This window comes from Acidaminobacter hydrogenoformans DSM 2784, assembly GCF_900103005.1.
In the GTDB taxonomy this organism is placed as follows: Bacteria; Bacillota; Clostridia; order Peptostreptococcales; family Acidaminobacteraceae; genus Acidaminobacter; species Acidaminobacter hydrogenoformans.
This window is the reverse complement of the sequence record NZ_FMWL01000001.1, coordinates 206,923-233,905: the sequence shown is the minus strand read 5'-3', so window position 1 is coordinate 233,905 and position 26,983 is coordinate 206,923. Positions and strand designations below refer to the sequence as shown.

Here is a 26,983-nt window from a genome sequence, read left to right as displayed (position 1 = left end):
AAAAGGTTAACATAATGCTCATATTGTTCAGATTGTGGTCATATTGTTGTTGGGTGGAATGGGGAGAGAAAAAAAGAGAGGATGTGCCGATAGTCGACCATCGGCACACACTCCCCCAAAGAGGCACTATTTCAGCACCTGCATCACATCAAACTCAAGACCCGCGTCCCCATACGCCGGCACCTGGCCGAGCCGCCACAGGGACACGCCGCGGATACCAAACAGCTTTGCCAGGGCCAGCTTATCCGCTACGCTGCGGGCATCCTCATACCAGAGGAAAATCTCCTCGCCGGTCTCGGTGGTGTAGGTCAGGTAAGGGTTACGGTAGACCTCGGAGTAGCCCATGGCCGCGTCAGGCGAGGTCATCCGGGCATAGACCGTGGAGGTCTCAATTTTTCGTGGGATAGGGTTTGACAGCAGGCCTTCCGAGGTGGTCCAGGCCATGTTGGTAAAGCTGATGGCCAGGGCCAGCTTCCCCTGATCCTGGGTCGCGACGCCGTTGGTTGGATCTGTCACCATTTTCAGCGAATAATAGACCTGCTCCAGCGGTGTCAGGGCCGCGTTTTTATGGAAGGTCGTTTCCTCAAAGCCCTTCAGGTTCGTGGGCTGATAGTCGTGGGCCATCAGGATCACGCGATCCGCCAGCGACCCAATTGCACGGTAGTCATAGCCGTCAAAGTAGGCAGAGTTCCATACTGCGGGCTGTACCATGACGTAGAGGCTTTTGCCTGTGGCGTCGAGTCCTGCCTTCAGCTCTTCGAGGAAGGCAGTGAAGGCGGCCTTCATCTCAGGTCCCCGGAGGCCTTCGAAATCAATGGTCACGCCGCTGTAAGGATTTTTGCCTAAGACGTCGTAGGGTCGTGTCAGCTCGCTCAGAATGGCCTGGATGGCCTGAGCTCTTTGGGCGGGGTCCAGCAGGATGGCCCGGGCGGTGTTGGTGGATGTGCCATCGGCTTGAGTAAAGGTGACGGAGGTGTCGAGATACACGCTGAGGTTCAGCGGCTTTTGGTTGGTCTCCAGGAAGCCGGTGACCAGCTCGTAGCCATCCGGAACCTGCCATTCGTTGCTGTTTTGGTCGGTGGTGTTCAGGTAGGCGCCGGTGGTGGTGTTATAGCTCATACGGCTCCAGCCTGCAGTAACGGCGTTCATTTGGGTGGTAAGGTCGAGCTGATTGAAGGATTTCAAGGCATAAAAGCCATGGATCCAGTTGGTTTCGCTGATGTATTTCTCATAGACCTGCACCAGCATTGTGGCGGCTTCTTCTCTGGTCGCGGTGGCTTTTGGGGCAAAGGTTGCAGCGCTGGTGCCTTTGATCATGCCAATGTCGTAGGCAATGGTAATATAGCCGGCTTTGTCCGTCACGTCCACAAAGGGGTGGCCGTACTGGGCAGCTTTAGTCGCGAGGGTGTTGTAGCCCAGGGCTCTGACGAGCATGGCCGCCATGTCCTCTCTTAGGATGGGCTGGTCCGGGCTGAAGGTCTCGGTTTTGTCCATGACGTTGCTCGCCAGGGCGGTTTCCACGTAAGGGAAGTACCACTGGGTGGCTGGGACGTCGGTGAAGGATGGGGCTGCGGGGTTCAGAAGCTCCCAGTCGAACATCTGGTAGAGGATGGTGGCGAATTGGGCTCTGGTGATGCTGCGATTGAAGCCAAAGAGACCATCGGCAATACCTTTCATGAGACCGTGGTCGCGGGCTTTATTGACGAAGGGTTCAGACCAGTGGCCGCTGGGGACGTCGGTGAAGGGGGTGGCGGCAAAGGCCGGGGATTGAAGTGGGAGAGCGGTGAAGAGGAGGGCAAGGGTCAGGATGAGGCTCAGGATGCGGGGCGAAGTCGAAGACCAGGATGTTTTAATCATGCGTGTTTACCCCCAATTGAATAATGAGATGGTTCCGTTTGCGTTGAATTGGTAAAATTATACCATGCAGAAACTTTTGGGAAAAGCAAAAACGGCGCCTGCTTGGCCCGTGCAGTCTTTTGGAGCGCCATGCAGGCAATCCAATCTGGGGGTCGTTGGTTATTTGACGCACATATGTTATAATATGTATATTGTTTTGGGTATGTGACGCGCCTGCTTTTATAAAAACGAGACACAAACGGACCGTATTTTAAACGAGGAGTTGGGTAAGGATGGCTGTCAGAGAAAAACAATATAAGATCGCGCTGATCCAAATGAGATCCATTCAAGGCGACACCATAGCAAACCTTGATCATGCTGAGAAATTCATCCGCGAGGCTGCCGAAAAGGGCGCCAGAATAGCGTGCCTGCCCGAACTCTTTTATACCGGGTACCATCTTGACTCAGAGAACTTTCAAAGACTCGCGGAGCCTGCCGATGGTTTCCTGATCCAGCACCTTTCAAAGCTGGCAAGAGAGCTTCAAATCTACATTATTGGCGGCTACGCTGAAGCGACGGCGCTTCCCGGCAGAATCTACAATTCGGCCATTTTCATTGATGATCAAGGCCATGTGATTGGCAACATGCGAAAAGTCTACGCGTGGGGTCAGGAAAAACTGAAATTCAGGGAAGGAAATGCGTTTCCGGTTTATGATACGCCACTCGGAAAGATTGGACTCATGATCTGTTATGATGTTGAGTATCCGGAACCCGCCCGCATCATGGTGTTAAAAGGGGCGCAGCTCATCTTTGTCCCCGCTGTCTGGAGCATTCCCGCTGAACGAAGATGGCATGTCGACCTTGCGGGCAATGCGCTCTTTAATGTCCTCTATATGGCCGGATCGAATCCGGTGGGCGACGGCGCATGCGGCTGCTCCAAGGTGGTGTCACCAATGGGCGAAGTGATCGTTGAAGCATCCAGTGACGCTGAAGAAATTGTCTATGCCGAGATCAGCCTTGAGGAAGTGGTCAATGCAAGAGCGAAGCTGCCTTATTTTAATGATTTCAAGGAAGATACCTTCAGCATGAGCGCACTGGAAAAGTACTGATCGTTGCTGCAAAGGCCATCACAGCCATGTGGTGGCTTTTTTTCTGCCCTTTTTCAAGACATTAACCGTTGGTTCCCCATCCCCCACACCTCACAGGAAATCGGAGAGAGGTAGAAACCGGCGGAGAGCAGGGACCGGGAGGCTTATCTCACTTGATGTATTTCCAGACATTGGGGCATTTAGGAGGCACAAAAAGTGCGCTTTGGTGAAGCTTCACGTGAGAAAACTAAGGATATGGAAAAGCGCCCCCGAAGAGAGCTCCGGAGGCGCTTGGTGGTAGTGTAAGTTAAATTGTGAATCAATTTCACCAATTTCTTTTTCCTGTACCTGCGGCTGGTGCCTATCGCTCCCGAGCAACTCAGGGTCCACGGCAATCCTTTAATCGCCAACCCTTTCAAGTTCCAGCGTAACCTCCTGGGTGAAGCCCTCGCCGGTCTCTTCAGTGGTCATAGTCCCTTTCGCGGTAATCGTATCTTCTTCAGGCGCAAAGGTCAGATTCCAGAGAAAGCCATGCTCCATGCTGAAGCTTCCGGTTTTGGGATCATAAGTGCCTTCCACGGTGTTGTCATTAATGGTCATTGTCGCTGTTCCATTATCATTTTGTACAATTTTGAAGCTCATGTCCGTCACTTCACCCAGAGCATCGCTTTTTGCTTCCGTGATGGTCGCTGTGCCTTGATATTCACCGCTGATGTCCATTTTTTCCGGGGCTGCGGGGACCGCGGCATCACCTTTGCAGGCAGAAAGGCCCAAGACCATAATGCTGATCATTAAAAGTGCCGCAAGTCGTTTCAATACACTGCCACTCTTTGATCTCGACTTTTGATTAACTTTGATTTCCATGCCATCATCTCCTATCATTACAAAGATTATATAAGATTGAAGGAGGCGAAGCTATAATGTCAAGTCATTTGTCATTGCCAAATTTGGCATGGATTGTGACAGGAAATTTTAAATTATGCATGCTGTGGAAGACGCTTGGCGAAGGCATGCGGAAAATTTTAAATCAAATTCACTTATTTATTTTCCTGTACTTGGTACCTAAAAACTCGTTTTTCTAAATTCAGTCTCTGAAAGCTTTGCAATATTTATGTCCAGCGGTAAACAGCTTATCAACTTCGCTGGGTGTACGGGGGTAGGATTATACCATGGGGGAAAAGATTTCGACAGGGTAAGCCTCTACGGACTGAGATCAGAGGGTGATTTTTGCGGTTAGTCAGCATATAATAAGATCATGTACTCGTGAAATGGCATTAATTATTGCTGGATCAGAAATCAGTCTTTCAAATAAAGGCTTACTAATGAATTAATTAGTTCTACAATAGATCACAGAGGAGTGAAAGTATTGATACGATTGCTTATGATGGTTGCTGATGGGATTTATGATTTGGCATGCAAGGTTGCGTTAGAGTACAAAAAAACTGATTTGCATATCGAAGTAGTGAAAGTATCAATGGATACAAGGTATGATCTTGCTAAAGAATATGAGAACAAAAGATATAACGCAATTATCGCCAGGGGTGGGATTCAACTCTTATTGAACAAAAGTGATATTAATCTACCTATTATTCCAATCCCTATTAGCGTGATCGATGTATTTGACGCAGTACAAAAAGGGTTACTCATTGATAAAAATATTGCAATAATAGCATTTGATAATATGATTGTACCTTGTGAAAGTCTGATGAGAATTATGAATAAAGAATTTCGTTTCGTGGTTGTGAAGAGTGAAGATGAAATCGAGGATAAAATTAAGCAATTAGCTTCTGCAGGAATCAAGGTTGTTATTGGTGGCGGAACAATATCTAAACCATCTTATGAATATGGTTTAACCCCGATTGTTTTACAGAGTTCGAGAGAATCAATAATTTCTGCTGTTTCAGAAGGCGTGAGGGTCTCTATTGCTACTATAGAGGAAAAGAATAAATTGCAAAGATTGAGGGCGATAGTAGAAAATAGCAATGACGGAATTATATCAGTTAATAAGCATGGCATTATTAAAATATTTAATGCGATGGCAGAAAAGTTGTTAAAGAAGAATGCGGATGAAATTATTGGCAAAAGTGTTTTTTCTGAGTTTGATGAATTAAATATCAAGGATATTTTTATCAATGAAGCAAGCGAACTTGAAATTATCAAAGAAGTAAATCAAGTTAAATTATTAGTATCAAATATACCTGTGAAGGTAAATGATGAAATCATGGATGTCATTACTATCCTACAGGATGTTAATAAACTTAAAGAGACTGAGGAAAAAATAAGAAGAGAGATTATGTCGACGGGATTTTATGCAAAATATAAGTTTGATGACATAGTAGGTAATAGCAATATATCAAAAGAAATGATCAGAATTGCGAAGGATTACGCAGCGGTCAATTCCACAGTTTTGATTGAGGGTGAAACTGGTACTGGAAAAGAAGTCATTGCGCAAAGTATACATAACTATAGTGAGGTTTCAAATGGCCCGTTTGTTGCCGTTAACTGCGCAGCTTTCCCGGAAAATTTATTGGAATCAGAGTTGTTTGGATATGCGCCAGGTTCTTTTACAGGGGCAGACCGAAAAGGAAAACGAGGTTTATTTGAATTAGCTCACGGCGGGACAATATTTTTGGACGAAATCTGTGAAATGAATCCAATGCTTCAAGGCCGGCTATTAAGAGTTTTGCAAGAAAAAAATGTCATGAGGGTAGGGGATAATAAATTAATGCCAATTAATGTCAGGGTTATTGCCGCATCAAACAAGGATTTAAAGCAATTGACGTTGAAAAATAAATTCAGAGAAGATCTATATTATAGGCTAAACGTTTTAAAAATCGATATGCCGCCGTTAAGGCAAAAGGTAGAAGATATTCCAGAGTTAATCAATGAATTTATGCGTGAGTTTAGTCAAAGGCTTAATAAATCAATATTGACTATTGAGTCAGACGCAATGGTGCATATAATGTCATATGATTGGCCGGGTAATATTAGGGAATTAAAAAATTTTGTTGAAAGAATAATGGTAATTCATAAAAAGAAAGTGCTTGAACTAAGTGATATTAAAGACAAATATTTTTCAGTCGAACAACCTTTTATTGGTGTAGAACAAATTAACGTTTTACACAAATCTAATGAAATAGACTATTCAAAAATTAGTGGTGAAAAGGAAAAAATTGAAAGATGCTTAAGAGATAACAAAGGAATAATCCTATTAACGGCCAAAACTTTGGGCATATCCAGATCTACTTTGTGGAGAAAAATGAAGAAGTACAATATTGCCAATGTTGAGCTTTATTGAAAAATATAAACGTCCCATTGTTGAAACATAAACGTTTCATCAATGGGACTTTTTTGTTTCTTGTTGGTTTCATTCGTGACAAAACAGTTAATTTTGACCACAAAATACTCAATTTTAGACTGGCATAGTTTTTGCGTATTAAGTTAATGAGCGGTAGATCATACTAAAAATACTAAAACCATTGAAAAGTGAGGTGAAGATAATGAACAATTTTATCGATCTTAGGTCGGACACAGTAACTCAACCTACAAAAAGTATGAGAGAAGCTATGTATAATGCGGATGTCGGGGATGACATCCTTGGTGAAGACTCGACGGTCAAAAAATTGGAGTCTATGTCGGCCGAAATTTTAGGAAAAGAGTCAGCGTTATTTGTAACATCTGGTACAATGGGGAATCAATTGGCTGTTATGGCTATGGCCAATAGAGGTGAAGAAGTTCTTATAGGGGATTCTTCTCATATATTTAATCTTGAAGTGGGTGGACTGGCGGCATTGTCTCAAGTACAGACAAGATCATTTCCCATCCCTGAGGGTGTTTATGATCTTAATTATTTAGAAGAACATATTCAGCCTAAAGCCATACAAACACCCAAAACAGCTTTGATCTGTTTGGAGAACACAAATAATCTTAATGCCGGAATGGTTGTACCTCAAGCTAATTTGGACCATGTATATCAATTAGCAAAAGATAAAGGTATTTTTGTGCATATGGATGGTGCAAGAATATTTAATGCATCGGTAAAAACAGGGATTCCGGTAAGCAGAATAGTGAGCGGCGCTGATACGGTCATGTTTGCTCTGACGAAGGGGCTATCTGCCCCATTTGGTGCTATCCTTGCCGGGAATGAGGAAACCATCAATAAAGCCAGATGGTTAAAACAAAGAATAGGTGGGGGCTATAGGCAAGCGGGATTCCTGGCTGCTCCAGGAATAGTCGCTTTGGAGTCCATGATTTCAAGACTTGAGGAAGACCATGAAAATGCATTGTATTTAGGAAATGAGCTATCAAAAATTGAAGGATTGTATGTCGACACTGGCAGGATCCATACGAATATTGTCGTCGCAAGTCTCAAAGGTCTTTCTTTAGAAATTGATCAATTAATCCAGGACCTTTTGGATGTAAATATCAAGGTAAAAAAAATATCAAAAAGTTCATTTAGAATGGTCACACATTATGGCATAACAAGGAATGAAATCCAGATCGCGTCAAAATCGATTCGAGATATCATAAGCAATAAAATTATGTAATTAAAGTATTCGAGGAGGTAAGGTATGGAGCGCAGACAATACTTACAAATCCCAGGACCGACCAATATTCCAGATAGAATATTAAGAAGCTTGTCAAAACCAATTATCAATCATAGAGGATCTGAATTTGAAGACTTAGTGAGAGGTTGCATTGATGGTCTGAAAAGTGTTTTCAGGACAAAAAACGATATCTTGATATTTCCTAGCTCGGGAAGTGGGGCGCTTGAATCTGCTGTTGTCAATATGTTTTCTCACGGTGATACAATTTTGGCAGCTTCCCATGGATTATTCAGCGAGAGGGTAGCCATTATAGCAGAAAGCTATGGTGTTAGTGTAATTAGAATTAATAAAGAATGGGGAAAAGCCATAAAAGACGAAGATCTACGCGAAATTTTAAGGAATGATAAATACCATAAAATAAAAGGGGTCTGTCTTCCTCAGAATGAAACTACATCAGGGATCACGAATGATATTGAATCAATAAGCACCTTGTTAAAGGAATTAAACCATCCGGCACTACTGATCGTGGATGCTGTTAGCTCGTTAGCATGCCTACCTTTTGAAACAGACAAATGGGGTGTGGATCTGGTGATTTCAGCCTCTCAGAAAGGTTTCATGCTGCCACCGGGTTTAAGCTTTGTCTGCATTAGTGAAAAGGCTTGGGCTCGAAGAGAGGAAGCTTCATTGCCAAAATGGTATTGGGACTATAATGCAGCAAAAGAAAAAATGAAAAATTATCAGATGCCTTATACACCTCCAACCAGCTTGCTGTATGGACTAAAAGAAGCATTGGACATAATTGAGGAAGAGGGATTAACAAAGATCTGGGATAGGCACAATTTTATAGGAACGCTAACGCGTGAAGCCCTAAAAAGTCTTGGATTAGAGTTGTTCGCAGAAGAGGGTTATGAGTCAGATACCGTTACAGCAATCAAAATGCCGGAGAACATTAAGTACCAAGATTTCGCCAAGGTTTTAAAAGATAAGTTTAATGTAGTTATTGGAGGTGGCTTGGGCGACCTTCAAGGGAAAATCTTTAGAATTGGCCATTTGGGTTCTATCCACCTGATGGAAATATACTCAATTTTGGGCGCAGTTGAGTTGACGTTGTATCAACTAGGCTATGATTTGAAGTTGGGGACTTCATCGAGAAGAATTTCTGAATTAATCCTCAGAAAGGGCTAACAGGTAAAACACTATGAACATAATGGTTAAGAATATTAGACTTATTGATCCTTTTCTTGATCAAGTCGGGGATATCTTAATTGAAGATGGGAAAATTACACAAGTAGGGATAGATTTAGAATCTCGGTATGAGATGATAGATGGAACTAATTGTATATGTATGCCTTCGTTTGTTGACTTACATGCCCACTTCAGGGATCCTTTATCCACATGTAAAGAAGATATTTTATCCGGATCTTTAGGGGCGGTCAAAGGTGGATACACCTTCATAAATCTAATGTATGATTCAGATGATTCTTGGGACATAAATAAGACTTTGGATTATGTTTATTCGAAAAATAAGGAAATTGGATTGATTGATGTACACCAAAGCATCTTTATCGGTAGGCATTTAGATGAAAACACACTTGAAATAATTAATACAATCAGTGATAAAGTAAAGAATGTTGTCGTAGAAAGAAGCATGAATCTATCTAATACGAAATTGCTGGAAGTTATGAGAAAATGTAAAAATGACAATTTGCTCCTGATAGTGCAAGCAGAAGACCGAAATCTCCCGTCTGGTATGTCCAGTATGGGAGAAGTATTAGAAACGAGCAGGTGCGGGATTCTTGCTTTAGAAACGGGATGCCGGACACATTTTACTCATGTGAGCTCAAAGGATGCCTTAATTGTTATAAAAGGACTAAAAGAAAAGACGAATAAGATTACTTGCGACATAACACCCCACCACCTCATATCTACAGAAACTGAATATCCAGTTAATCCGCCACTAAAAGCTGAGGAAGATATCAAGATGTTCTTGAGAGGGATAATTGATGGCACTATTGATTCCATAGCAACTGACCATGCGCCTCAAAAGAAAAATGATATGCTGAATGGTTTAACGGGCGCAGTTGGGATAGAGCTGGCATTTAGGCTGTGTTTTACGTATTTATGCAGAGAACAGGGACTTTCTCTCAACGTTATTAGTAAGCTAATGTCATTTAATCCTTCAAATATAATTGGTATTAAACACGGATTATTAAGAACGGGTTACAACGGTAATTTGACGATTATTGATCCTTTAAACGAATCTGCCATACTTGAAAGTGAGTTTGCTTCAAAATGCTCAAATACGCCATTCATTGGCTATAAAACGATTGGGAAAGTTATTAAGACAATAAAAAACGGGCACGTAATATTTGATCTATGCTGAGACAAATGCTTTAGGTTGAGGAACTATGATTCCAGTACAGGGACAAGGAGGTTCAATGTGACTAATAACTTTTGCGTTGAAGAGATTACGATAAGTGACGTACATAATGCGATAGCAGAAGGTAGAATAACTTGCAGAGAATTAATCAAGGCCTACATTGATCGTATTGACAAACTTGATAGTAATTTTCCGAAATACAATTCCATAATAACAATTAATCCCAACGCCATGAAGCTTGCGGAGGACCTGGATGCGTATTATGCGGAAAGTGGTTTTAAAGGACCGCTGCATGGGATTCCGATACTTGTCAAAGACAATATTTATACAAAAGAAATGCCTACAACAGCAGGTTCGGTTTATTTAAAGGATTTCATTCCTGAAAAAAACGCTTTTCTAATTGAAAAATTAATGGATGCCGGTGCAATTATCTTGGCAAAAACAAATATGCATGAATTAGCAATAGGAGGCGAAACTAATAATTCCTTAAAAGGACAAACAATTAATCCTTATGATCATACAAGGACACCAGGTGGATCCAGTGGCGGCACTGCCGTTGCTATCGCAATGAACTTTGGGATTATTGGTTTGGGAACGGATACAGTGAACTCGGTAAGATCACCCGCTTCAGGATGTAATCTGGTGGGGCTCAGGCCTTCCTACGGATTGATCAGTAAAAATGGCGTCATACCATCATCATTCAATCAAGACAATGTGGGTGTCATTGCGAGAACGGTTGAAGATTTAAACATAGCCTTTCAGGTGATGACAGCCTATGATGAACACGATCCAAATACTGAGAAAGTTCATGACTATGTAAAAATAGATGAAGTAGACAACAGCGAGTTTACCCTACAAGGTCTGCGGATAGGTGTATTAAAAAGTTTCTTTGGTCAAAGTGATATTAATATGAGTGTCAATGAGGTCATGCATAATTGTTTGGAGATTATGAAGAATAGTGGCGTTGAAGTAATAGAGGTGCATGAGGACTACGATGCTGTAGAGCTGCAAAAGACCACAAGTGTAGACTTGTACGAGTTCAAGGACGCTCTAAACAAATTTCTAAATACTGATGGAAAAGATATGAAGATAAAAACATTGGCAGACATGATTGACTCAAATCTTCTATATGAGGGCATTATGCCGAGCTGTATTCAGGCAAATAGTCTGGACAGGAATAATGATGAGAACTATTTGTATAGAGTGAATAGGCGATTGGAGCTAAAAAAAGAAATCACAGATCTGATGAACAGGTATGAAATTGACGCTTTAGTCTATCCGCATCAAAAGAGACCAGTTGTGAAGGTTGGCGAATCTCAAGCTGAAAGAAATGGGATTTTGGGATCTTTACTCGGATTTCCTGCAATGGTCGTTCCGGGGGGCTTTACAAATCCTACCGCTGAGGCGCCATTAGGCGTACCTATCGGGATTGAATTTTTAGGGAGGGAATTAGATGACAAAAGTATTATAAGAATCGGAAAAGCATTTGAGCAATTAACGAGATTCAGAACAAAACCACAACAATAATAGAGGGGGAGAAAACATGAAAGAAAGCAATAAGAAAAAAATATCTTTAACTAATCAAATCCTAATAGCAACAGTGATTGGTATAGCTGCTGGTGTATTTTTAGGTCCTCAAATTGCCCCCATTAAATTTATTGGCGATATTTTCTTAAGATTAATTCTTATGGGCGTGCCATTAATTATCTTAAGCTCTGTTACGATTGCAGTTGGGCAAATTTCGCCAAGAGATCTGGGGAAACTTGGTTTCAAGATATTTGCATGGTTTTTGGGCGGAACAATAGTCTCTGCTATTATTGGTATTGCGACTGGATACATTGTCAAGCCTGGATTGGGATTGCCTTCCATGGATTTGGAGACGACTCTTCAGCCGACTTCACAGGGTATTCTTGAAACGTTCGTGAATTTCATACCTAACAACATCATTGATTCGCTTGCTAAGGCGAATATGATACATATCATTGTCTTTTCACTGTTTTTAGGTGTTGCAGTAAGCAGCTATACTGAAAAGACAGGTGATAGATCCATAATTAATGGATTAACAAAATTTAATGGCATTTTGCTGATTATCATAAAATCAGTGATGAAAATCGCCCCTCTTGGAGTTGGTGCGCTCATTGCTGTTGTGTCCGGTCAAATGGGGATACAAGTTTTGCAGTTGATGTTTAAGTACTTGGGTGGGTTGTTAATCGCATGTGCATTAATTATGATAGTGGCCATTTTTGTGACGGCAACCATCGTAAAGGTAAATCCTTTCAAGCTTGCCAGAAAACTTGGCAATATGACACTTGTGGCCGCGACTACCACTTCATCCGCAATCACACTGCCTACAAAAATGGATGATTCAGTTAATAAGCTCGGGGTGAGTAAAAGAATATCAGATTTGGTCAATCCATTGGGTATGGCAATGAATAGCTGCGGTCAGGCGATCTTTATGTCAATGGCTAGCTTGATGCTTTTACAGTTCTTTGGTATTGACGCATCTTTGGGTAATGTAATAAAAATTGTTGCTGTAGCAACGCTCGGATGCATGGGATCATTAGCAGTACCAGGCGGAGGTTTGGTCGTATTTGTAAGTATGATGCCTGTGCTGGGACTTCCTCCTGAAGGCATTGCTCTGATCGCTGGTGTGGACTGGTTCAGAGGCGCTATTACAACGATTCCGAATGTTGATGTTGACGCATTGGTTTCATTGATTATCGCAAACGGTGAAGGTGAATTTAACAGGGAGATTTTCGATGGCAAAGCAATGTCTGTAGAAGTCGCATCGGAAGCAGTGTGATGTTAACCTATAATAATCACCAATTGTTGAATTTTGTTTGGATAGATAAAAAGAAAAACACTTCAACCTATAATATAAACCGAAGTGTCAAACATGAATATCGTAAATCCTATTTTTTCGAAACCAAACAATACTGTTGATCCGTTTAGTCTGACTAAGACCTCATAATATTGAAATTACTTAGTGATGGAGGAGGAGAGAATATGACGTATATGGAAAAGGCAATAGAAAATATAAAAGAGAGAAATGCAAATGAGCCAGAATTTATTCAAGCAGTAGAAGAGGTATATTCCTCCATCGCGAAGGTCATAGCCCAACATCCAGAATTAGAGAGCTCGAATATTCTTGAAAGGATGGCCGAACCAGAGAGAGCAATTCTTTTTAGGGTACCTTGGGTCAATGATCAAGGTGAGCTTGTTGTAAACCGAGGATATAGAATTCAATTCAATGGCGCCAGAGGACCTTACAAAGGTGGGTTCAGATTTCACCCAACAGTCAATTTAAGTATTTTAAAGTTTCTTGGCTTTGAGCAGACATTCAAAAATGCGCTTACAGGTCGTCCGATCGGAGGTGCAAAGGGTGGCGCTGATTTTGATCCAAAAGGTAAGAGTGATTCTGAAATCATGCGCTTTTGTCAAAGTTTCATGACAGAAATGTTTCGACATTTGGGACCAGATGTTGATGTTCCTGCAGGGGATATAGGCGTCGGCTCAAGAGAGATTGGCTATTTGTTCGGACAATACCGCAGACTCAAAAATGCGCATGAGAGTGGGGTTATAACTGGTAAACATATCGTTTATGGTGGATCACATGGTCGTAAAGAAGCAACGGGATTTGGACTGTTGTATTTCACAAAAGCAATGTTCGATTATAATGAAATAGAGCTTTCAGGAAAACGTGCCGTCATTTCGGGGTCTGGAAATGTCGCGTTATACACTGCGGTCAAAGCCAGGGAATTTGGCATTAAGGTCATGGCTATGAGCGACTCTGGCGGTTATGTCTATGATCCGGATGGGATCGACATAGATGCAATGATTCTGCTAAAAGAGGTTCAAAAGGGCAGAATTAAAGATTATCTTTTAGATCACCCAGCGGCTGAGTATATTGAAGGCTTTCGCAATATTTGGAGTGTTAAGTGTGACATCGCATTTCCTTGCGCGACACAGAATGAAATTGACCTTGAGAGTGCAGAAAAATTGGTGGCGAATGGTGTCATAGCGGTTTGCGAAGGCGCCAACATGCCAACGACTTATGATGCAATTAAGTATCTAATGGATCATGGGGTTCTGCTTACGCCGGCGAAAGCGAGCAATGCTGGAGGCGTGTCAATTTCAGCAGTAGAGATGACTCAAAACTCAATGCGCCAGAGCATGACTTTTGAGGAAGTGGATCAAGTTTTGAATGATATTATGAATAATATTTACAAAGATTCGCTGGAAGCCGCGATGAAGTATGGTTATGGTCATGATCTCGTCGCAGGTGCGAATATTGTAAGCTTTTTGAGGGTGGCGGAGGCCATGCAACTTCAGGGGGATTATTAAATAATCGATTAATGCTGGGTTGCTGGGAGAATAATCATGCAGCCTCACTCTTATAGTAATGAGATTCAAAGCATTTGCCGATGGTTCCTGAACGCCCACCCGAAGTATCGCAATCAATTAATTGAAAAAGGAATCGTGAAGTGAGAACATAGAACATGCCAAGCGCCCCTGGATCTGAGATCTGGGGGCGCTTGGTGTAGATTTGCGGTTAATTGTAAATCAATTTCCCTTGGCGCAGCTGAAGGCTTCGTTTCTCCTGAAACCCAGCCTCAACTGGCCGGCCGCTCCCCAAACGTATCCTTCACAAGCCCTTCAAGCTCAACGTTCGGCACACTGATCTGAACGAACGCCTCCGCGCTGTCGTCAAGAGGCATGAAGAAGAACACGACTTCCTCCGGTCTGAAAAAGAGTCTCAGTCCTTCATACTCAGCGCCTTCCGAATAGCCTGATGCCTTGAGCTTTTGGTCCAGAAGCTTCGTAAAGGCTTCTCTGGAGACGGGATCTTCCTTGATGAAGGTCTCAAAGGTGATCTCATTGGAAGTCTTGAGATCCAAATTGACGCTGTTAAGATAATTAAACTCGCGCCCGCCCTCCAGCTGTCCGGTCCCAGTTAAAATAACGCTGAGCCTCTCCTGGGTTTTAAGGGTAACCTTGAAATCTACATCAAGATCGGTATAAGTAGTGCCATCCGTCAATACCTCGACAGGCTTTCTCAGACTCTGATTCATATAATCCTGTAGCAGCTCACCTTTAAAACCCGTAATTTGGGGATAGGCAATTTTAATGCGCCTGTCTGCCTCTTCGTAAACGTGCGTCACGAGCTCGTAGTCAGCTGCATTCAGTGGCGCATCAAGCGCTTGCTCAGGGGGTTGAACGGAAGTTGCTGACTCGCTTTCCGGCGCTGGCGCTGCCTCAGCAGACAACGGCGCACAGCCCGTCAGCATCAGACCCGCGGTAAGGAATAAGGTCAGTATCAAATAGGGTACAACGTAAGTTTTACAAAGCTTCATTGTGCTCGCCTCTTTCATAATAAATTTTCTCCAGGTTGGCTTATTTCAAATACGCACGGCTCACGAGGACCTCCTCCAGGAGCTCTGTTGGAATGGTAAACGTCACAACGCCCATATAGCCCGGCGCGACCTCGTATTTGTCAAAGGAGATGACCAGCTCGCCTTCAGCGCTGATGTAGAAGCTCTGTTCCGCGGCAATGCGGTCAAAAAGCGGCAGATTCGCAGACTGCTCAATGCCCTCTACCCAGAAGAACCGCTGTGGGTCAGCTTCATGCTGTGCTACCATCTGGCGTTTGATCTCCTCGCTGATGAGGTCAATATAACGCTCATCTGTAAACAGGCTTGGCAGCGTAATGAGGATCTCATTCACCTTATCAATGGTGTCATACTGGAAAACTGTAGAAGACGAGCCCACGGTGTTTACGACGTAGCGGCCAATAGACAGAATGTTCTCGGTGTCTGTCATAACCTGATACCCGCTGTCCACACCCAGATGGCCGCCGCCTGCCTCTTTCAGAGCGGCTATATCCTCCATGAACGCGTCATAAAGCGCTTTGTTTTCCGATAGGTATTTGGCGTTCAAGCGATCCTCGAGGTCTTGGTTGTCCAGGCCCTCAATGCCAGGCACCTGAATGTTGGCGTTGTAGGTGTCGTCTTGATGGGAGAATTCTCGCAGCAATAGGACTTTTACCAGACGACCGACCATCGGCAGAGTACTTGCTTTTTCTGCGAAGGCCGGGCTTAGATTGATGCCCGCCACAAAGATGACAAAGGCAGCTGCCAACGAGGCCGCGGCGACCAGGAAGCCCCGGTGCTTGCGCCTGCGTGCCTGTGACGCCTGGAGCCTGGAAACGCCCATGGCCTGGCTCAAGGTTTCGCTCACCAGGGACTCCAGCTCGTCCGGAATAGGAACGCTTTCATACGTACTGCGAAGTTTTTCGATGCTTGGGGTCATTCTAATTTCCGCCTTTCTCGTCCGTCTCCAGCTCGAGACGCAGCATTTTAAGGGATTTGTAGAGTCGGGTTTTGACCGTGCTGAGGGGGATGCCGGTGACCTCGGCAATGTCGTCGAGGGTCATGTCCTCAAAGTACCTGAGCACCACAATGGTCTTGTAGTGGCCGGGCAGCCGGTCCAGCGCCTGATGCAGGTCGTAATCCTGCAGGGTGTCGTTGACGCCGGGGTGGAGGGCTTCGAAGGCCTCGTCATCCGTCAGGACCAGCTTTTTCTGCTTCCGCAGGAGGTCCAGTGCCGTGTTGACCACGATCCGGCAGTACCACGTCTTGATGAATTCAGGCGATTTCAGCGTGTGGGCGCTGTGAATCGCCTTGCAGATGGACTCCTGGATCACATCCAGGGCGTCGTCCGGATTCTTGACATAGCTATAGGCAAGCCGGTAATGGCTTTCTCTGTTTTTAGTGACATAATCCGCGATCTGTCGATTGTTCAATGTCGAGTCCTCACTTTGCTTGTTATAGTAGCGCTACATGCCTTAGACGCCATAGATGACGGGAAAGTTTGCGCTTTTTGAAAAAAAGTTGGGTTTTAAGCTGCTGTCGTGTCGCAGTGCCTCATACGCGTCGTTACCGCGTGCTTCTCCAAGCATGGTTTTCACACCATGAGTATCTCATAATTTGGCAGGCGTGAGTAGAAGAGTGTGGTTTGAAGATTTTCGGGGACCTGAGGACACAAGCTTTGCCGATGGTCGCCTATCCTCCAGCCATCCCAGTGTCAACATCAGAGCAATGGGGATCGATGAACATCAAGGACCAGGAAGCTTTTCTCTTGACGTAAGTGACTATCAATCGTGTAGCGGAGTCGCGCAGATTGGTCGTCAGATTAATACTGACATAAGAAAAGCAAAGAACATGGAAAAGCGCCCCCGGAAAGAGCTCCGGAGGCGCTTGGTGATAGTGTAAGTTAAATTGTAAATCAATTTCACTATTTTCTTTATCTGTTCCTGCGGCTGGTGCCTATCGCTCCCGAGCGACTCGCATTTTGAAAATTAATCGCTGTAAGGATTGCAAAAACTATATCCAACAGCAAACAACTTCATCAGCTTCGCTGGGTGTACCAGGTACGGGGGTACGTGGAGTTCACTGACTGATCTTGTACTTCATATTCTTGCCTGATCCAACTTTTTCGATTAACCCTTTTTTCAGCATATTTCTCAATGTCACAACCGCTGTAGCTTGAGAAATGCCAACCTCAAGCTCTACCTCTTTGCGTCCGACCACTTTATTGCGTTTAAGCAATGTTAGGATCTGCAGCTCTCTTTGGCTTAGCCCGGAAGATAAACGTTCTTTCATAGCGCTGTGTTTATAATTTGTATTTGGCAGTGTAATTTTAAAGGCGTGATCAGACACTTCAATCATTGGTTTAACCTCATAATCATCATAGGCAGCCATCATTTTTGGTATGCCGGTGCCGTATGCCTCAATCAGCTTTAATCGATAGAAGATATTGGCCAAATGCTGATTACGCAGAACTGAGACACCAAGCATTATGTCATTGAGAGAAATGCCTTTGACCAGTCCGCCGATGGTCACAATTTCCAAACGGTTATCATATAGGCTGATCAGAATGCTGCCGCTGTAAGCATAATCTCTGTGAACAACTGCATTAAGCAAGGCTTCTCGAATGGCTTCAATAGGGTAGTCTCGCTGATCCATTCGCTCTAAGCCTTTGAACTCAGACCTTGTTTTGTTATAGCGCTCTATAAAGTCATAGGCTTCCTCAAGCTCAAGTAATATTGATCCAGTGAATTCCCTCCGTTCTTTAAATATGGTTTTTTTGTCACCTTCAAATACTGCCAGTTTAATCGTATGCGTTGCCTGATCTGAAAGAAGCAGCCCGAGATTGGTAAACATCCCATCTTGATCAATCAAGTGCAGTGTCTTTTTTTGAGTGTCAAAAAATTCGACACCCATTTTTTCGAAATAGGCCGCTGCGCCGTCAAAGGTCAATTGCTGATTTAATGACCGGGCCTTCTCGAAGCTGTCGCCGCTGGTTTCTTTGATCATATTTAATATGGCAGCCTCGGTTGCAGGAACAGAGGAAGCGCCCTGGCGGATGTAGACGCCTTCAGGCCGAATCCCCTTTCCATGTAGGTAATATGGGCGAGCGGTGCCCCGTTGGACGTGAATGACAAGGACGTCTTTACGATCAAACTGCTCAATAGAAATATCGGTAAACAATGTAACATCTGGGCGAATTGAATCGCGAATCATGTTTGACACACGCGTCATTAAATCATCTTTTTGGGAGATGCCAACAACACTGCCATTATCCTGGATGCCAATGTAGATTTTTCCGCCGTCTGTATTGGCAAAGGCTGTCACGCTTTTTCTAATATCTTCAGTGTATTCGCGTTTCAGTTCAATCGTTTTGCTTTCTGTGAACACAAGATCCCCTCGCATTCTAATTATGATTCTGATGATTCTAATCGTTCTAATCATCATTATATCATCAGAATAATTTGCGTCAATCCTTGGTGAAGTGCCTAAACCAACGCCTCAGCCCTCAACAGCAGCACGTGCTCCTTCTTTGCCAGCTTAATTAAAGCGTCGCTAAAACCATACTTTGAGAACAGAACATACTGAATCTCCCTGTCCTTTCGGATCAACTCATCCCGTGTTTTCAATACGTCCAAGGTCTCCGTGCCCATGGATTCGTTTCGCCACTTGCATTCTCCAACCAGGATGTGAGTGGAGGTTACCGCGACGACATCCACTTCTTCCTCCCGCTTTCGATCAGGGTTGTTCCCCCACCATCGGCCATAGGTCAGATAAGTTGGTGTGATGCGACCCTCCCTGACTTCCCGCTGGATGTATTGAAGACAGATGTTTTCGTAAGTACTCCCCATGTATCCATCCAGTCCAGGTTGAATCACATCCTTCCAGGCATTGTCGCCCATTCCCATGCTGATGAGGGACAGGCAGGATGGCATGAAGCGGGACCAGAAACGATAGAGCTGGTCTGCCAGCCTGTAAACCGTCTTTTTCTGATTGTTTCTTCGACAGGCTGCTGCTTCTCCAGAATGCCGAGATCGATCAAGGCCTTCAGATATGCGGTGATATCTCGCGCGTCTTTCTTAACCGCTGTGGCAATTTCATTTTGCCTGGAATCCCCGTTAGCAACGGCTTCGATGATGGAATTATAGAGCGCCGGCTCCCTCATCTCCTGCTTCATCAGATTCATGGGTTCTTCGAGCAGGTGACCGTTCAGCGATAAAAGCTCGCCCTTCACAGCGGATGTATTTTCATTTGAGCCATTTGCCTGCGCAGCGGTATAACGAAAAGCCTCCTCCCAGGAATTGAAATGGTCAATATACGCAGAGACCTCTGAAGGCAGTGCGGCTAAAACATCTCTGGAAAATGCCCGAAGTGCCCCATTTACCTCCTGCTGTATGCTGACGTGGAAAAGGGCAGCCTTATTCTTACAGAACTCCTGAATCAGCCGCGTTTTTCCCACTCGCCGCCCGTACAGGACAAACAGCTGAAATCCGCTGGCTTCATATCGCCGCTCAAGCTCTTGCAACTCAAGTTCTCTGCCAATAAACATGTCATGACCTTCGCGCAACACAATACGTCGTAGCCTGTTACGATAACTATAATTTAAATCAAACCATCGTTCAATTTTATCGAAACAAAATATGTCGAAGTGTATTTCGATAAAACGTTGGTGAGTTTCACATCCTTGCCCAGAGTATGCAGCGCTTATATTGAATCCTGTACGCCCCAAAGACTTCTGCCGATGGTCACCTTACCATCAGCCCCCACTAAGTAAACATCAGAGCAATAGGTGCAGATGATTATCAAAGGACCAAGTCCGAGACCAGGACCAGGAAGCTTTTCTCCTAACGCAAGTGACTATCAATCGTGAAGCGGAGTCGCGCAGATTGGTCGTCAGATTAATACTGACATGAGAAAAGCAAAGAGCATGGAAAAGCGCCCCCGGAAAGAACTCCGGAGGCGCTTGGTGATGGCTTGCGGTAAATTGTAAATCAATTTCACTATTTTCTTCATCTGTACCTGCGGCGGGTGCCTATCGCTCCCAAGCTACTCGTATTTTGAAAATTAATCGCTGTAAGGATTGCAAAAACTATATCCAACAGCAAACAACTTCATCAACTTCGCTGGGTGTACCAGGTACGGGGGGGCGACATTGGGGGTCGGTTACGCCTTCTGCTCAAGCCGGACTATAGGCGTCCATACTAATCCGGCATTCATCGCATCCACCAAGTTTAAAAGTTTTATAGCTCTGAGTTCAAGGATCATCAGACGCCACTTCACTTCGAAACATGTTTGTAACTATAGGATACCCAATTATTAAGAAAATATAGCGTTATGTTAATGAAAAAATAATAAAATATGGAAAATTTGTTTTATTTATTTTTGGAAAAATTACCTCCTGGACTTCAACTCATTATAACTGGCAATCCCAATCAGGGTCAGACCCGCCATCAGCAAATAGACCCACCAAGGCAGGCTCTGCCAAAAGCCGCGGGTTTGGAAGATGGCGTTGGCCAGCAGCGCCGCCGCACCGGTGAAGAAGTAATCTCGGCGATGGCCCTGCATGCCGTAGAACAGCGCGCCCAGAGACAGGACGCCAAGGATCAGGGCGTCGGACAGCAGATCATACGAGAGTATTTCCACGAACAAGGTCACGGCGATTAAAACTAAGACCGCCGCTTCGATCCAGCGCAGGATCCGCTCATAAGCTTTCCACTGCCATGGGGTGAGGACGGTGACCATCGGCAGAAGGGGGAGGAGTCTGAGCTCGGTGAGAAACTGCGTTGACGGCTGGAGCAGGTCGAGGGTGATCCAATACGGGAGCAGGAGGGAGATAAACCAGAGGGTGTTCGCGATTCGGCGGCCAAGGCCAGAGCCGGCGCGGCCGCGCTGCATAAATAGGAGAACTGTGAGTTCGAGGGGTGGCAGGAGCCTGATCCAGCCGGGGTTTGACATGTCCATCAGGACGGTCTGGGATAAGAGGATCATCAGCAGGGCATTCAGGGTGTAGCCGTCCAGGGTGCCGAAGCTTCGTAGCGAGCGGCGGCCCTTGGTTTCAGGGGCGGGCGCGATTGGAGCGACGACATACAATTGTTTCAGCAGACGGTTTCCTGCCAGGACCAGGAGCGCCGTCAGAACAGCCAGGAAGGCCAGCATAGTGGTGTGCTGACCGTAGAAAGCGCCCCGGTTGAGGCTCGCGGCGGAGAGAAACAGAGGTAGCAGCGCCACAAAGCTAAAGCCTTCCAGACCGCTGCGGCGCATCAGATAGAGTGCCATGACCAGGGATATGACAACGCCGCCGAAATGGGAAAGCTCAGAAGCTGGCCGCGCGGCGAGCATGACGGCGCCAAGCCAGGCTGAAGGAATCAGGAACCAGAGGGTCCAAACTTTTAGTAGTGTTTTCATGAAGCGCCAGACTACGAACAGGATCAGACTGAACACTGGCAGGATGAAGCCGTTCCAGTCGGAATCCAATTTTAAGGCGCTAAAAAGAGCCATGACCGTCAGCCCGCCGCTGGTATAGGCGCCGTAGAGAAAGGCGCAGCTCAGGAGGGTCTGGCTTTGAGGCTGGAGCGTGGACGGTTCCACTTGCTTTCTTTGAAACATGCGGAAGCTGTAAAGGTAAATCAGTACGGCGGCCGTGAATACTGGCGGAAAGTCGCCATAATCCTGTAAGAGCAGAAGGATCGCTGGAGGGAGCAGACCATGGGCAACCCAAAAGAAGGTCGTCGTCAGCTGCCGTTCGAAGCGCTTTAGCGATACGGCAACGAGGAATAACACCAAAGTCGACAGGCCGCTGTGGAGCTCAAGGCCGTAACTGCCCTTTGAGGCGGATAGGACCAGCTGCGGGTCGATCAGTCTGTAAACAGTGAGCAGCTCAATCATGGTCAGGACTGGCAGACTCCAAGACAGGTAGGTGGTAGCGCGCAGGGCAAGGCTGCCCGGTGTGCGTTGAGAGGCTTTAGAGGTTTGAGAGGCTTGAGGCGCTTGAGGACCTTGAGCGGTTTGAGGTGTTGACGCTGGCGTTGACGTAAGCAGGTGCTTCTGTCTGAAGTAAGTCAGCGTCAACAGGCCAATCAGCGCGCCCAGTACCAGAATGCCCGTGAGCCAGTGCCCTTCCCAGACCGCCATGAGATAAGACAACCCCATGACCATCACGGCCAGGGCCCCGCTGCTGCCGCGGACATTTTGGATGGCTTTCCAAGGGTTGAAGGCATATAGAAGTAGGAACATGGCCGCGCCAAAGCCGCCCATGTGGCCCGCATACAGATACGCCGCGTTGCTAAGGTGGATCAAGTCATAGCCCTGATGGGCCACGGAAGTCAGCAGGACAGGAAAAGCCCAGGCATAAGGCCGCTCGCCGGTTTTCACTGCAAGCACCAAGGCGTTCAGGGCAATCAGCACCAGGCCGGCCAGCGCTGTCCAGGAAGGCCGCGCTTCCAGTAGGGTCAGGCTGGTGAGCTGGATGTAGATAAAGGTAATGAGGGCCGCGGCGGCGCTGAGATAGCGATAAAGGCGCTGCAATGCGTCTCTTTGGCCGGATGCCAACGACAAGCCCAGGAAGGCAAAGCTGGTAACAGAAAACAGGATCAGATCCAGGGATCTCAGACTGGAATGCTCCACAAACTGATAGAGCCCAACCATCAGAAGAAGACCTGCCGGGATGCTGTATTCCTTTTCCCACCGTGAGAAGACCATGGCGGTATAAAGGACGGAGGCCAGCAGGAGATTGATCCCCTGAAACCTTGGGTCCTCAAACACGACCAGCATCAGCGCCGAGCTGATTGAGAGGTTCACCGGCACGAACCGGTGAACCTCCTTATGAAATGGCTTCAGCACGACCGGCACCTTTTTCCCTAATCCCGAAAGGACAAACAGTCCATTGACCAGCGCAATACCGAGATAGAAGCGGTCTACCCCGAGACGAAGCGCCGCAATGGCGAAGCCGGCACCCAGACTGACCGCTGTCAGTGTCATCCAGGCAAAAATGCTGTTGTTGAATTTCAGTGTGCTGTAGCCGTAAACCAATGCAGAAGCCGCCATGCTGATCAATCCCAGCACATACTTCCCATTGCCTTGAAGCGACAGCCATTTTCCGAAAAGCTCGAAATAGCCAATCGAAAGAAAAATCACCGGCACGAATAGCGCTCCCAGCACCCAGAAGGCGAAGGCGGTCTTTGCTATGCGCAGCTTTTTCTCCGCCAGCAGGCTGACGCCAAAGAACAGCACCGCCACCAGCAGGATCAGCGCCGTTTTGAGGGCGCTGCTGAACAGGCTCCAGTTGCTGGTGGCGAAGATGGTGCCCGCCAGCATGACGAACAGCACCCCAAGCACGAGGACCAGGGTGATGTTGCGGTCGCGGAGTTCCTGCTTTGAGAGAACCTTACGCGTCCGCGCTGCCTGTGCCGTGTGTTGTACTGCCGCCGCTTCCCGTGCGGCTCTTTCGTTCTTTGCCTGTTGTGTCAAGGTGTCATATAACTGTCGGTGGGCGCTCAGCACTTGGCTCAGGGTCTCGTCCGTGATGAGGCCGGCTCCGCGAAGCCGCCTGAGTTCCAGCTCGAAACCGCTGCGGCCCTCGTTGGGGAAGTTGTCATGGAGGGGTGGGTTGGGGGTTGAGTGACCATCGGCAATAACTAAGCTTTTAGGGCTCCCTGCCGATGGTTCCAGTACCGTATCCGCCACCACAGCCGCAGCCACAGCGCCACCCGGCAAAGCTTCGGGCTCTGGCATCCTCTGATTCTGGGTGTCAGACACTCCGGTGTTAATCTGCTCCGGCGCGGGCGGAACGCCAAAAATCCCTTTTCTCCGTTTGAAATAGTAGTGGTTGGGGAGGCACCATACAACACACAGAAAGGTGCCTATGGTAAGCCCAATGTAAAGGTCGTATGACCAGCCCCGCGTCAGCGTGATCAGTGCGCTGATCAGTATGTAGCCGAGCAGCGACCAGAAGGACACTTGAATCAGGAGATAGGCGCGTCGCGAAAGTCTCAGCGCTTCAGCAAAGGTCCAGGCGGAGACTATGAGGACGGCAGTGAAATATAGAAGCCAGATCAGGTCGCTCAGCCTGCTCCAGTTGCCAGGGGACATTTCCGTGAACGTCTGAATTTGATCGGTCATCAGAAGGGCATTGATCAAAAAATAGACGGGCAGAAAGATAAAGACATAGAACCACATCCACTTCGTCAGAAGGCCGGATTGCTTTCTTTGCCGGTTGAAGCTCAAACCTCTGGAACTCATACGCTCACCTCCAGTTTGGTTTGATTATACCCCGAAAAAGGGCAGGGCGGTGGCAGTAGGTTAAAATAAATGGAATAGCTTTACAAATATTTGGGTGTTAGGATGGGCGCGGTTGTAAGGGTTCAGGGGTGAGCACAGCTAAATTCCGAGAATCCCGCGCAGGGCTTCCTGATATTTTCCAACTGCAATCAGCTGATCTCCTGAAGCGAGTGCTTGATCCCCTGAGATTACGAGAAGTTTGGAGGCATCAATCTTCTTAAGCTGTTTAGTCTGTAAAGGATGAAAAGCTGGAATCAAAGGTCGAATCGCCCCACTCAAGCTTCGCGAAATGCGTATCGGCCGTTCCTGCGTCCGTGAAGCTGGCTGTCAGATTCACTTCCAGATTGACTAAAGCAACGGGGACATCTATGCCAATATCCATGTCCGTTTCGTCAAAGAGGCGGTCTATGCTGACCTCAGGAGCGACGTTTTCGGAAGTGATGACCACTTCATCTGAATCCCATGCGCCGTAGTTATCCGTTACGGTAAAGGTGAAGGTATAGGTGCCGTTGTCAACGGGTACAAAGTTTAAGGTCTCTGTTTCTGAGTCTGGAACGGCTTGTCCGTTGGATGCGGATTCCAGATGCCACAGGAAAGTGTGGGTATCTTCTGGGTTGGGATCTTCGAAGGTGCCGGATAAGGTGACCAGGTCGCCTTCGTCGACGGTCTGATCGTCGCCAGCGTGGGCGACGGGCGGCATGTTAGGAAGAAGTACCCGGAACCAGATGCGGGAATAGTTATTTTCATCTCCTGCACCTGCACTTGTCAATGTGGTGCCACAGGTGCCGGTGACATCTCCGGAAATATTGCCAGTTGCCAGGTCGACGACGATGTCAAGATCACGAGGGCCTTCTTTTGGATCTAAGTCTGTTTTTTCATCTTCAAATGGTTCGTCATCCTCATCAAAGCGTCAAAACGCTTTTCAAGGAGGCTTTAGCCGATGGTTTTTCATACCCACGAGGAAGCATGGAAAAGCGCCCCCAAAAAAGCTCCGGAGGCGCCTGGTGATGGATTGCGGTAAATAGTAGATCAAATCCCCTTTGACGTGCCAGACACCGTTTCCCTGAGAATCATAAGATTTAACGAAACTTTAAGCGTAAGCGTCGAAATATACGATATATATTCAATAGAGGAATAATGCCTCATTCCTTTTTGTCATATGGGATTCAAATAAGGAGGTCTTCCAATGCTTAAATTAAGACCAAAAGGCATTAACTTGTCAACTGCTCTGATATTGCTTGTGTGTGTACTTTTAATGACAAGCATATCCTTGGGTGGGTCCACCCTGAGCAATCAAACACCGTTATCCATGCTTGAGGCAGGCACTGCGGTAGACGGACCGGGTTTTTTTGCCGGCAGCACGGTTAGAGTAGACGGAAACGTTGACGGCACGACCTTCGCATTTGGCCAGAACATCACAGTCAATGGCGACATCAATGGTGATCTGATTGTCGCAGGCCAAACGCTCACTATCAACGGCAAGGTCACCGGCAACATTTACGGCGCGGGTCAGACAGTCACAATCCGGGGACAAGGTATGCGCGACGTCTTCCTGGGTGCTCAGGATATGAATCTTGCCAAGGAATCCACAATTGGACGCGACTTGTTCTTTGGCGGCCAAACCCTAATAATTGAGGGTGCTGTGGCTCGGGATATCAATGGTGGCGGCGCGGATATTTCCATTAATGGACAGGTCGGCCGAAACGCTCAAATTGAAGCTGAATACATCAGACTAATGGACAATGCTGCGATCAACGGCGATCTTTTGTACACAAGCACAAAAGAGGCCTTCATATCACCAGGGGCGCGAATCACTGGCCGCACAGACTGGGAATACAGGGAACCGGAGACACCAACTCAGATGAGGCCTCATAGACTGACCAGAGCCAGTACCTACCTGGGTATATTAATTAACATGGCCGGCACTTTTATTCTATGGCTAATTGTAAGACTTTGGCAACCGGAATATTGGTCGAAGACTGCAAGTCATATCTCAGAAACACCACTAAAAACACTGGGTGTGGGTGCACTTGCCCTCATTGTTGTGCCAATCCTCATCGTTCTCGTCATGCTGACGGTGATTGGGATTCCACTGGGCATCATAACTGGATTAATCTATGGTGTTTCGCTCTATCTGTCCAAGATCGTGGTAGCCGTCTTTATAGGCTCATGGCTATCGAAACATCTTGGCTGGCCGGAGATTCACAAAGGTATGTGGCTGTTCCTGTTGGGTCTTCTGATCCTCATGGCACTAATGCAAGTCCCATATCTTGGTCTGCTGATACGTCTGCTCGTTGTGTTTGCTGGGATTGGCGCACTGGTGCTCTCTTGGAGGCCAAAACCAGTTGAGAGACAACTGAGCTTCTGAAAAATTTCTTCCAGCCATTTCTGCGGCACGCTTTATTTTGAGGTGCCGCTTTTTTATGTTTTTTAGTGAACAATTTTCTTAACGAATATACTGCATATCAATAGCGTTGCATAAAAACATTG

19 protein-coding genes are annotated in these 26,983 nt (G+C 46.2%); 9 read left to right on the top strand and 10 right to left on the bottom strand.

The annotated features are described in order from the left end of the window. Window positions 1-126: 126 nt before the first annotated feature. Window positions 127-1,857, bottom strand: a complete 1,731-nt coding sequence (locus BLP63_RS01025; RefSeq protein WP_092589027.1) for an S-layer homology domain-containing protein — start codon at window positions 1,855-1,857, stop codon at window positions 127-129. Between the two features lie 272 nt (window positions 1,858-2,129). On the opposite strand from BLP63_RS01025, the gene BLP63_RS01020 reads away from it, so the two are divergent. After that, complete coding sequence (locus BLP63_RS01020; RefSeq protein ID WP_092589026.1) at window positions 2,130-2,945, top strand: nitrilase-related carbon-nitrogen hydrolase; 816 nt, start codon at window positions 2,130-2,132, stop codon at window positions 2,943-2,945. Window positions 2,946-3,323: 378 nt separating this feature from the next. Here BLP63_RS01020 and BLP63_RS01015 read toward each other — a convergent pair whose 3' ends face one another. Continuing rightward, window positions 3,324-3,788, bottom strand: coding sequence for a hypothetical protein (locus BLP63_RS01015; RefSeq protein WP_092589025.1), 465 nt, complete (start codon window positions 3,786-3,788; stop codon window positions 3,324-3,326). A gap of 502 nt (window positions 3,789-4,290) precedes the next feature. Between BLP63_RS01015 and BLP63_RS01010 the strand changes: the two genes are divergently transcribed. The 7 genes from BLP63_RS01010 to gdhA all read left to right on the top strand — a co-directional run bounded on the left by BLP63_RS01010 (window position 4,291) and on the right by gdhA (window position 14,195). Next, window positions 4,291-6,222: a sigma 54-interacting transcriptional regulator gene (locus tag BLP63_RS01010; RefSeq protein WP_092589024.1), complete on the top strand. Its 1,932-nt coding sequence runs from the start codon at window positions 4,291-4,293 to the stop codon at window positions 6,220-6,222. A gap of 202 nt (window positions 6,223-6,424) precedes the next feature. Beyond that, window positions 6,425-7,471: a GntG family PLP-dependent aldolase gene (locus BLP63_RS01005; RefSeq protein WP_092589023.1), complete on the top strand. Its 1,047-nt coding sequence runs from the start codon at window positions 6,425-6,427 to the stop codon at window positions 7,469-7,471. A gap of 24 nt (window positions 7,472-7,495) precedes the next feature. After that, window positions 7,496-8,656 (top strand): pyridoxal-phosphate-dependent aminotransferase family protein, encoded by a 1,161-nt coding sequence (locus BLP63_RS01000; protein ID WP_092589022.1) that lies wholly within the window; start codon window positions 7,496-7,498, stop codon window positions 8,654-8,656. Between the two features lie 13 nt (window positions 8,657-8,669). Continuing rightward, a complete protein-coding gene (locus BLP63_RS00995) occupies window positions 8,670-9,854 on the top strand; it encodes a dihydroorotase (protein WP_092589021.1) in 1,185 nt (394 codons plus the stop codon). Between the two features lie 57 nt (window positions 9,855-9,911). Next, window positions 9,912-11,378, top strand: a complete 1,467-nt coding sequence (locus tag BLP63_RS00990; RefSeq protein ID WP_170829213.1) for an amidase — start codon at window positions 9,912-9,914, stop codon at window positions 11,376-11,378. A 16-nt stretch (window positions 11,379-11,394) separates the two neighbouring features. Next, window positions 11,395-12,654, top strand: coding sequence for a dicarboxylate/amino acid:cation symporter (locus BLP63_RS00985; RefSeq protein ID WP_092589019.1), 1,260 nt, complete (start codon window positions 11,395-11,397; stop codon window positions 12,652-12,654). Between the two features lie 203 nt (window positions 12,655-12,857). Further along, complete coding sequence (gdhA, locus tag BLP63_RS00980; protein WP_092589018.1) at window positions 12,858-14,195, top strand: NADP-specific glutamate dehydrogenase; 1,338 nt, start codon at window positions 12,858-12,860, stop codon at window positions 14,193-14,195. Window positions 14,196-14,464: 269 nt separating this feature from the next. On the opposite strand, the gene BLP63_RS00975 is transcribed toward gdhA, so the two are convergent. The 8 genes from BLP63_RS00975 to BLP63_RS00940 form a co-directional block, all read right to left on the bottom strand. Then, on the bottom strand, window positions 14,465-15,205 hold the full coding sequence (locus tag BLP63_RS00975; protein WP_139159752.1) for a hypothetical protein: 741 nt from the start codon (window positions 15,203-15,205) through the stop codon (window positions 14,465-14,467). Window positions 15,206-15,245: 40 nt separating this feature from the next. Beyond that, window positions 15,246-16,160 carry a DUF3298 and DUF4163 domain-containing protein gene (locus tag BLP63_RS00970; RefSeq protein ID WP_092589016.1) on the bottom strand — a complete coding sequence of 305 codons (915 nt, stop codon included), beginning with the start codon at window positions 16,158-16,160 and terminating at the stop codon, window positions 15,246-15,248. 1 nt (window position 16,161) lies between these two features. Continuing rightward, complete coding sequence (locus BLP63_RS00965; RefSeq protein WP_092589015.1) at window positions 16,162-16,653, bottom strand: sigma-70 family RNA polymerase sigma factor; 492 nt, start codon at window positions 16,651-16,653, stop codon at window positions 16,162-16,164. A gap of 646 nt (window positions 16,654-17,299) precedes the next feature. Next, window positions 17,300-18,607, bottom strand: a complete 1,308-nt coding sequence (locus tag BLP63_RS00960) for an RNA-binding domain-containing protein (protein WP_242870740.1) — start codon at window positions 18,605-18,607, stop codon at window positions 17,300-17,302. Between the two features lie 98 nt (window positions 18,608-18,705). After that, window positions 18,706-19,119 (bottom strand): DUF234 domain-containing protein, encoded by a 414-nt coding sequence (locus BLP63_RS00955; RefSeq protein ID WP_242870739.1) that lies wholly within the window; start codon window positions 19,117-19,119, stop codon window positions 18,706-18,708. Continuing rightward, the gene (locus BLP63_RS00950; RefSeq protein ID WP_092589013.1) at window positions 19,092-19,766 is read right to left on the bottom strand and encodes an AAA family ATPase; all 675 of its coding nucleotides are present in this window, start codon (window positions 19,764-19,766) and stop codon (window positions 19,092-19,094) included. Before BLP63_RS00950 ends, BLP63_RS00955 begins: the two co-directional genes overlap by 28 nt. 842 nt (window positions 19,767-20,608) lie before the next feature. Next, window positions 20,609-24,454 carry a hypothetical protein gene (locus tag BLP63_RS00945; RefSeq protein ID WP_092589012.1) on the bottom strand — a complete coding sequence of 1,282 codons (3,846 nt, stop codon included), beginning with the start codon at window positions 24,452-24,454 and terminating at the stop codon, window positions 20,609-20,611. Between the two features lie 265 nt (window positions 24,455-24,719). Further along, a complete protein-coding gene (locus BLP63_RS00940; protein WP_092589011.1) occupies window positions 24,720-25,262 on the bottom strand; it encodes a PKD domain-containing protein in 543 nt (180 codons plus the stop codon). 417 nt (window positions 25,263-25,679) lie between these two features. On the opposite strand from BLP63_RS00940, the gene BLP63_RS00935 reads away from it, so the two are divergent. After that, window positions 25,680-26,861 (top strand): bactofilin family protein, encoded by a 1,182-nt coding sequence (locus BLP63_RS00935; RefSeq protein ID WP_092589010.1) that lies wholly within the window; start codon window positions 25,680-25,682, stop codon window positions 26,859-26,861. Window positions 26,862-26,983: the final 122 nt, after the last annotated feature.

Bases quoted from the DNA above. Each gene is read 5' to 3' on its own strand.
- BLP63_RS01025 (WP_092589027.1), bottom strand. From the start codon at position 1,857: ATGATTAAAACATCCTGGTCTTCGACTTCGCCCCGCATCCTGAGCCTC.
- BLP63_RS01020 (WP_092589026.1), top strand. From the start codon at position 2,130: ATGGCTGTCAGAGAAAAACAATATAAGATCGCGCTGATCCAAATGAGA.
- BLP63_RS01015 (WP_092589025.1), bottom strand. From the start codon at position 3,788: ATGGAAATCAAAGTTAATCAAAAGTCGAGATCAAAGAGTGGCAGTGTA.
- BLP63_RS01005 (WP_092589023.1), top strand. From the start codon at position 6,425: ATGAACAATTTTATCGATCTTAGGTCGGACACAGTAACTCAACCTACA.
- BLP63_RS01000 (WP_092589022.1), top strand. From the start codon at position 7,496: ATGGAGCGCAGACAATACTTACAAATCCCAGGACCGACCAATATTCCA.
- BLP63_RS00995 (WP_092589021.1), top strand. From the start codon at position 8,670: ATGAACATAATGGTTAAGAATATTAGACTTATTGATCCTTTTCTTGAT.
- BLP63_RS00985 (WP_092589019.1), top strand. From the start codon at position 11,395: ATGAAAGAAAGCAATAAGAAAAAAATATCTTTAACTAATCAAATCCTA.
- gdhA (WP_092589018.1), top strand. From the start codon at position 12,858: ATGACGTATATGGAAAAGGCAATAGAAAATATAAAAGAGAGAAATGCA.
- BLP63_RS00975 (WP_139159752.1), bottom strand. From the start codon at position 15,205: ATGAAGCTTTGTAAAACTTACGTTGTACCCTATTTGATACTGACCTTA.
- BLP63_RS00970 (WP_092589016.1), bottom strand. From the start codon at position 16,160: ATGACCCCAAGCATCGAAAAACTTCGCAGTACGTATGAAAGCGTTCCT.
- BLP63_RS00955 (WP_242870739.1), bottom strand. From the start codon at position 19,119: ATGGGCGACAATGCCTGGAAGGATGTGATTCAACCTGGACTGGATGGA.
- BLP63_RS00950 (WP_092589013.1), bottom strand. From the start codon at position 19,766: ATGTTTATTGGCAGAGAACTTGAGTTGCAAGAGCTTGAGCGGCGATAT.
- BLP63_RS00945 (WP_092589012.1), bottom strand. From the start codon at position 24,454: ATGAGTTCCAGAGGTTTGAGCTTCAACCGGCAAAGAAAGCAATCCGGC.
- BLP63_RS00935 (WP_092589010.1), top strand. From the start codon at position 25,680: ATGCTTAAATTAAGACCAAAAGGCATTAACTTGTCAACTGCTCTGATA.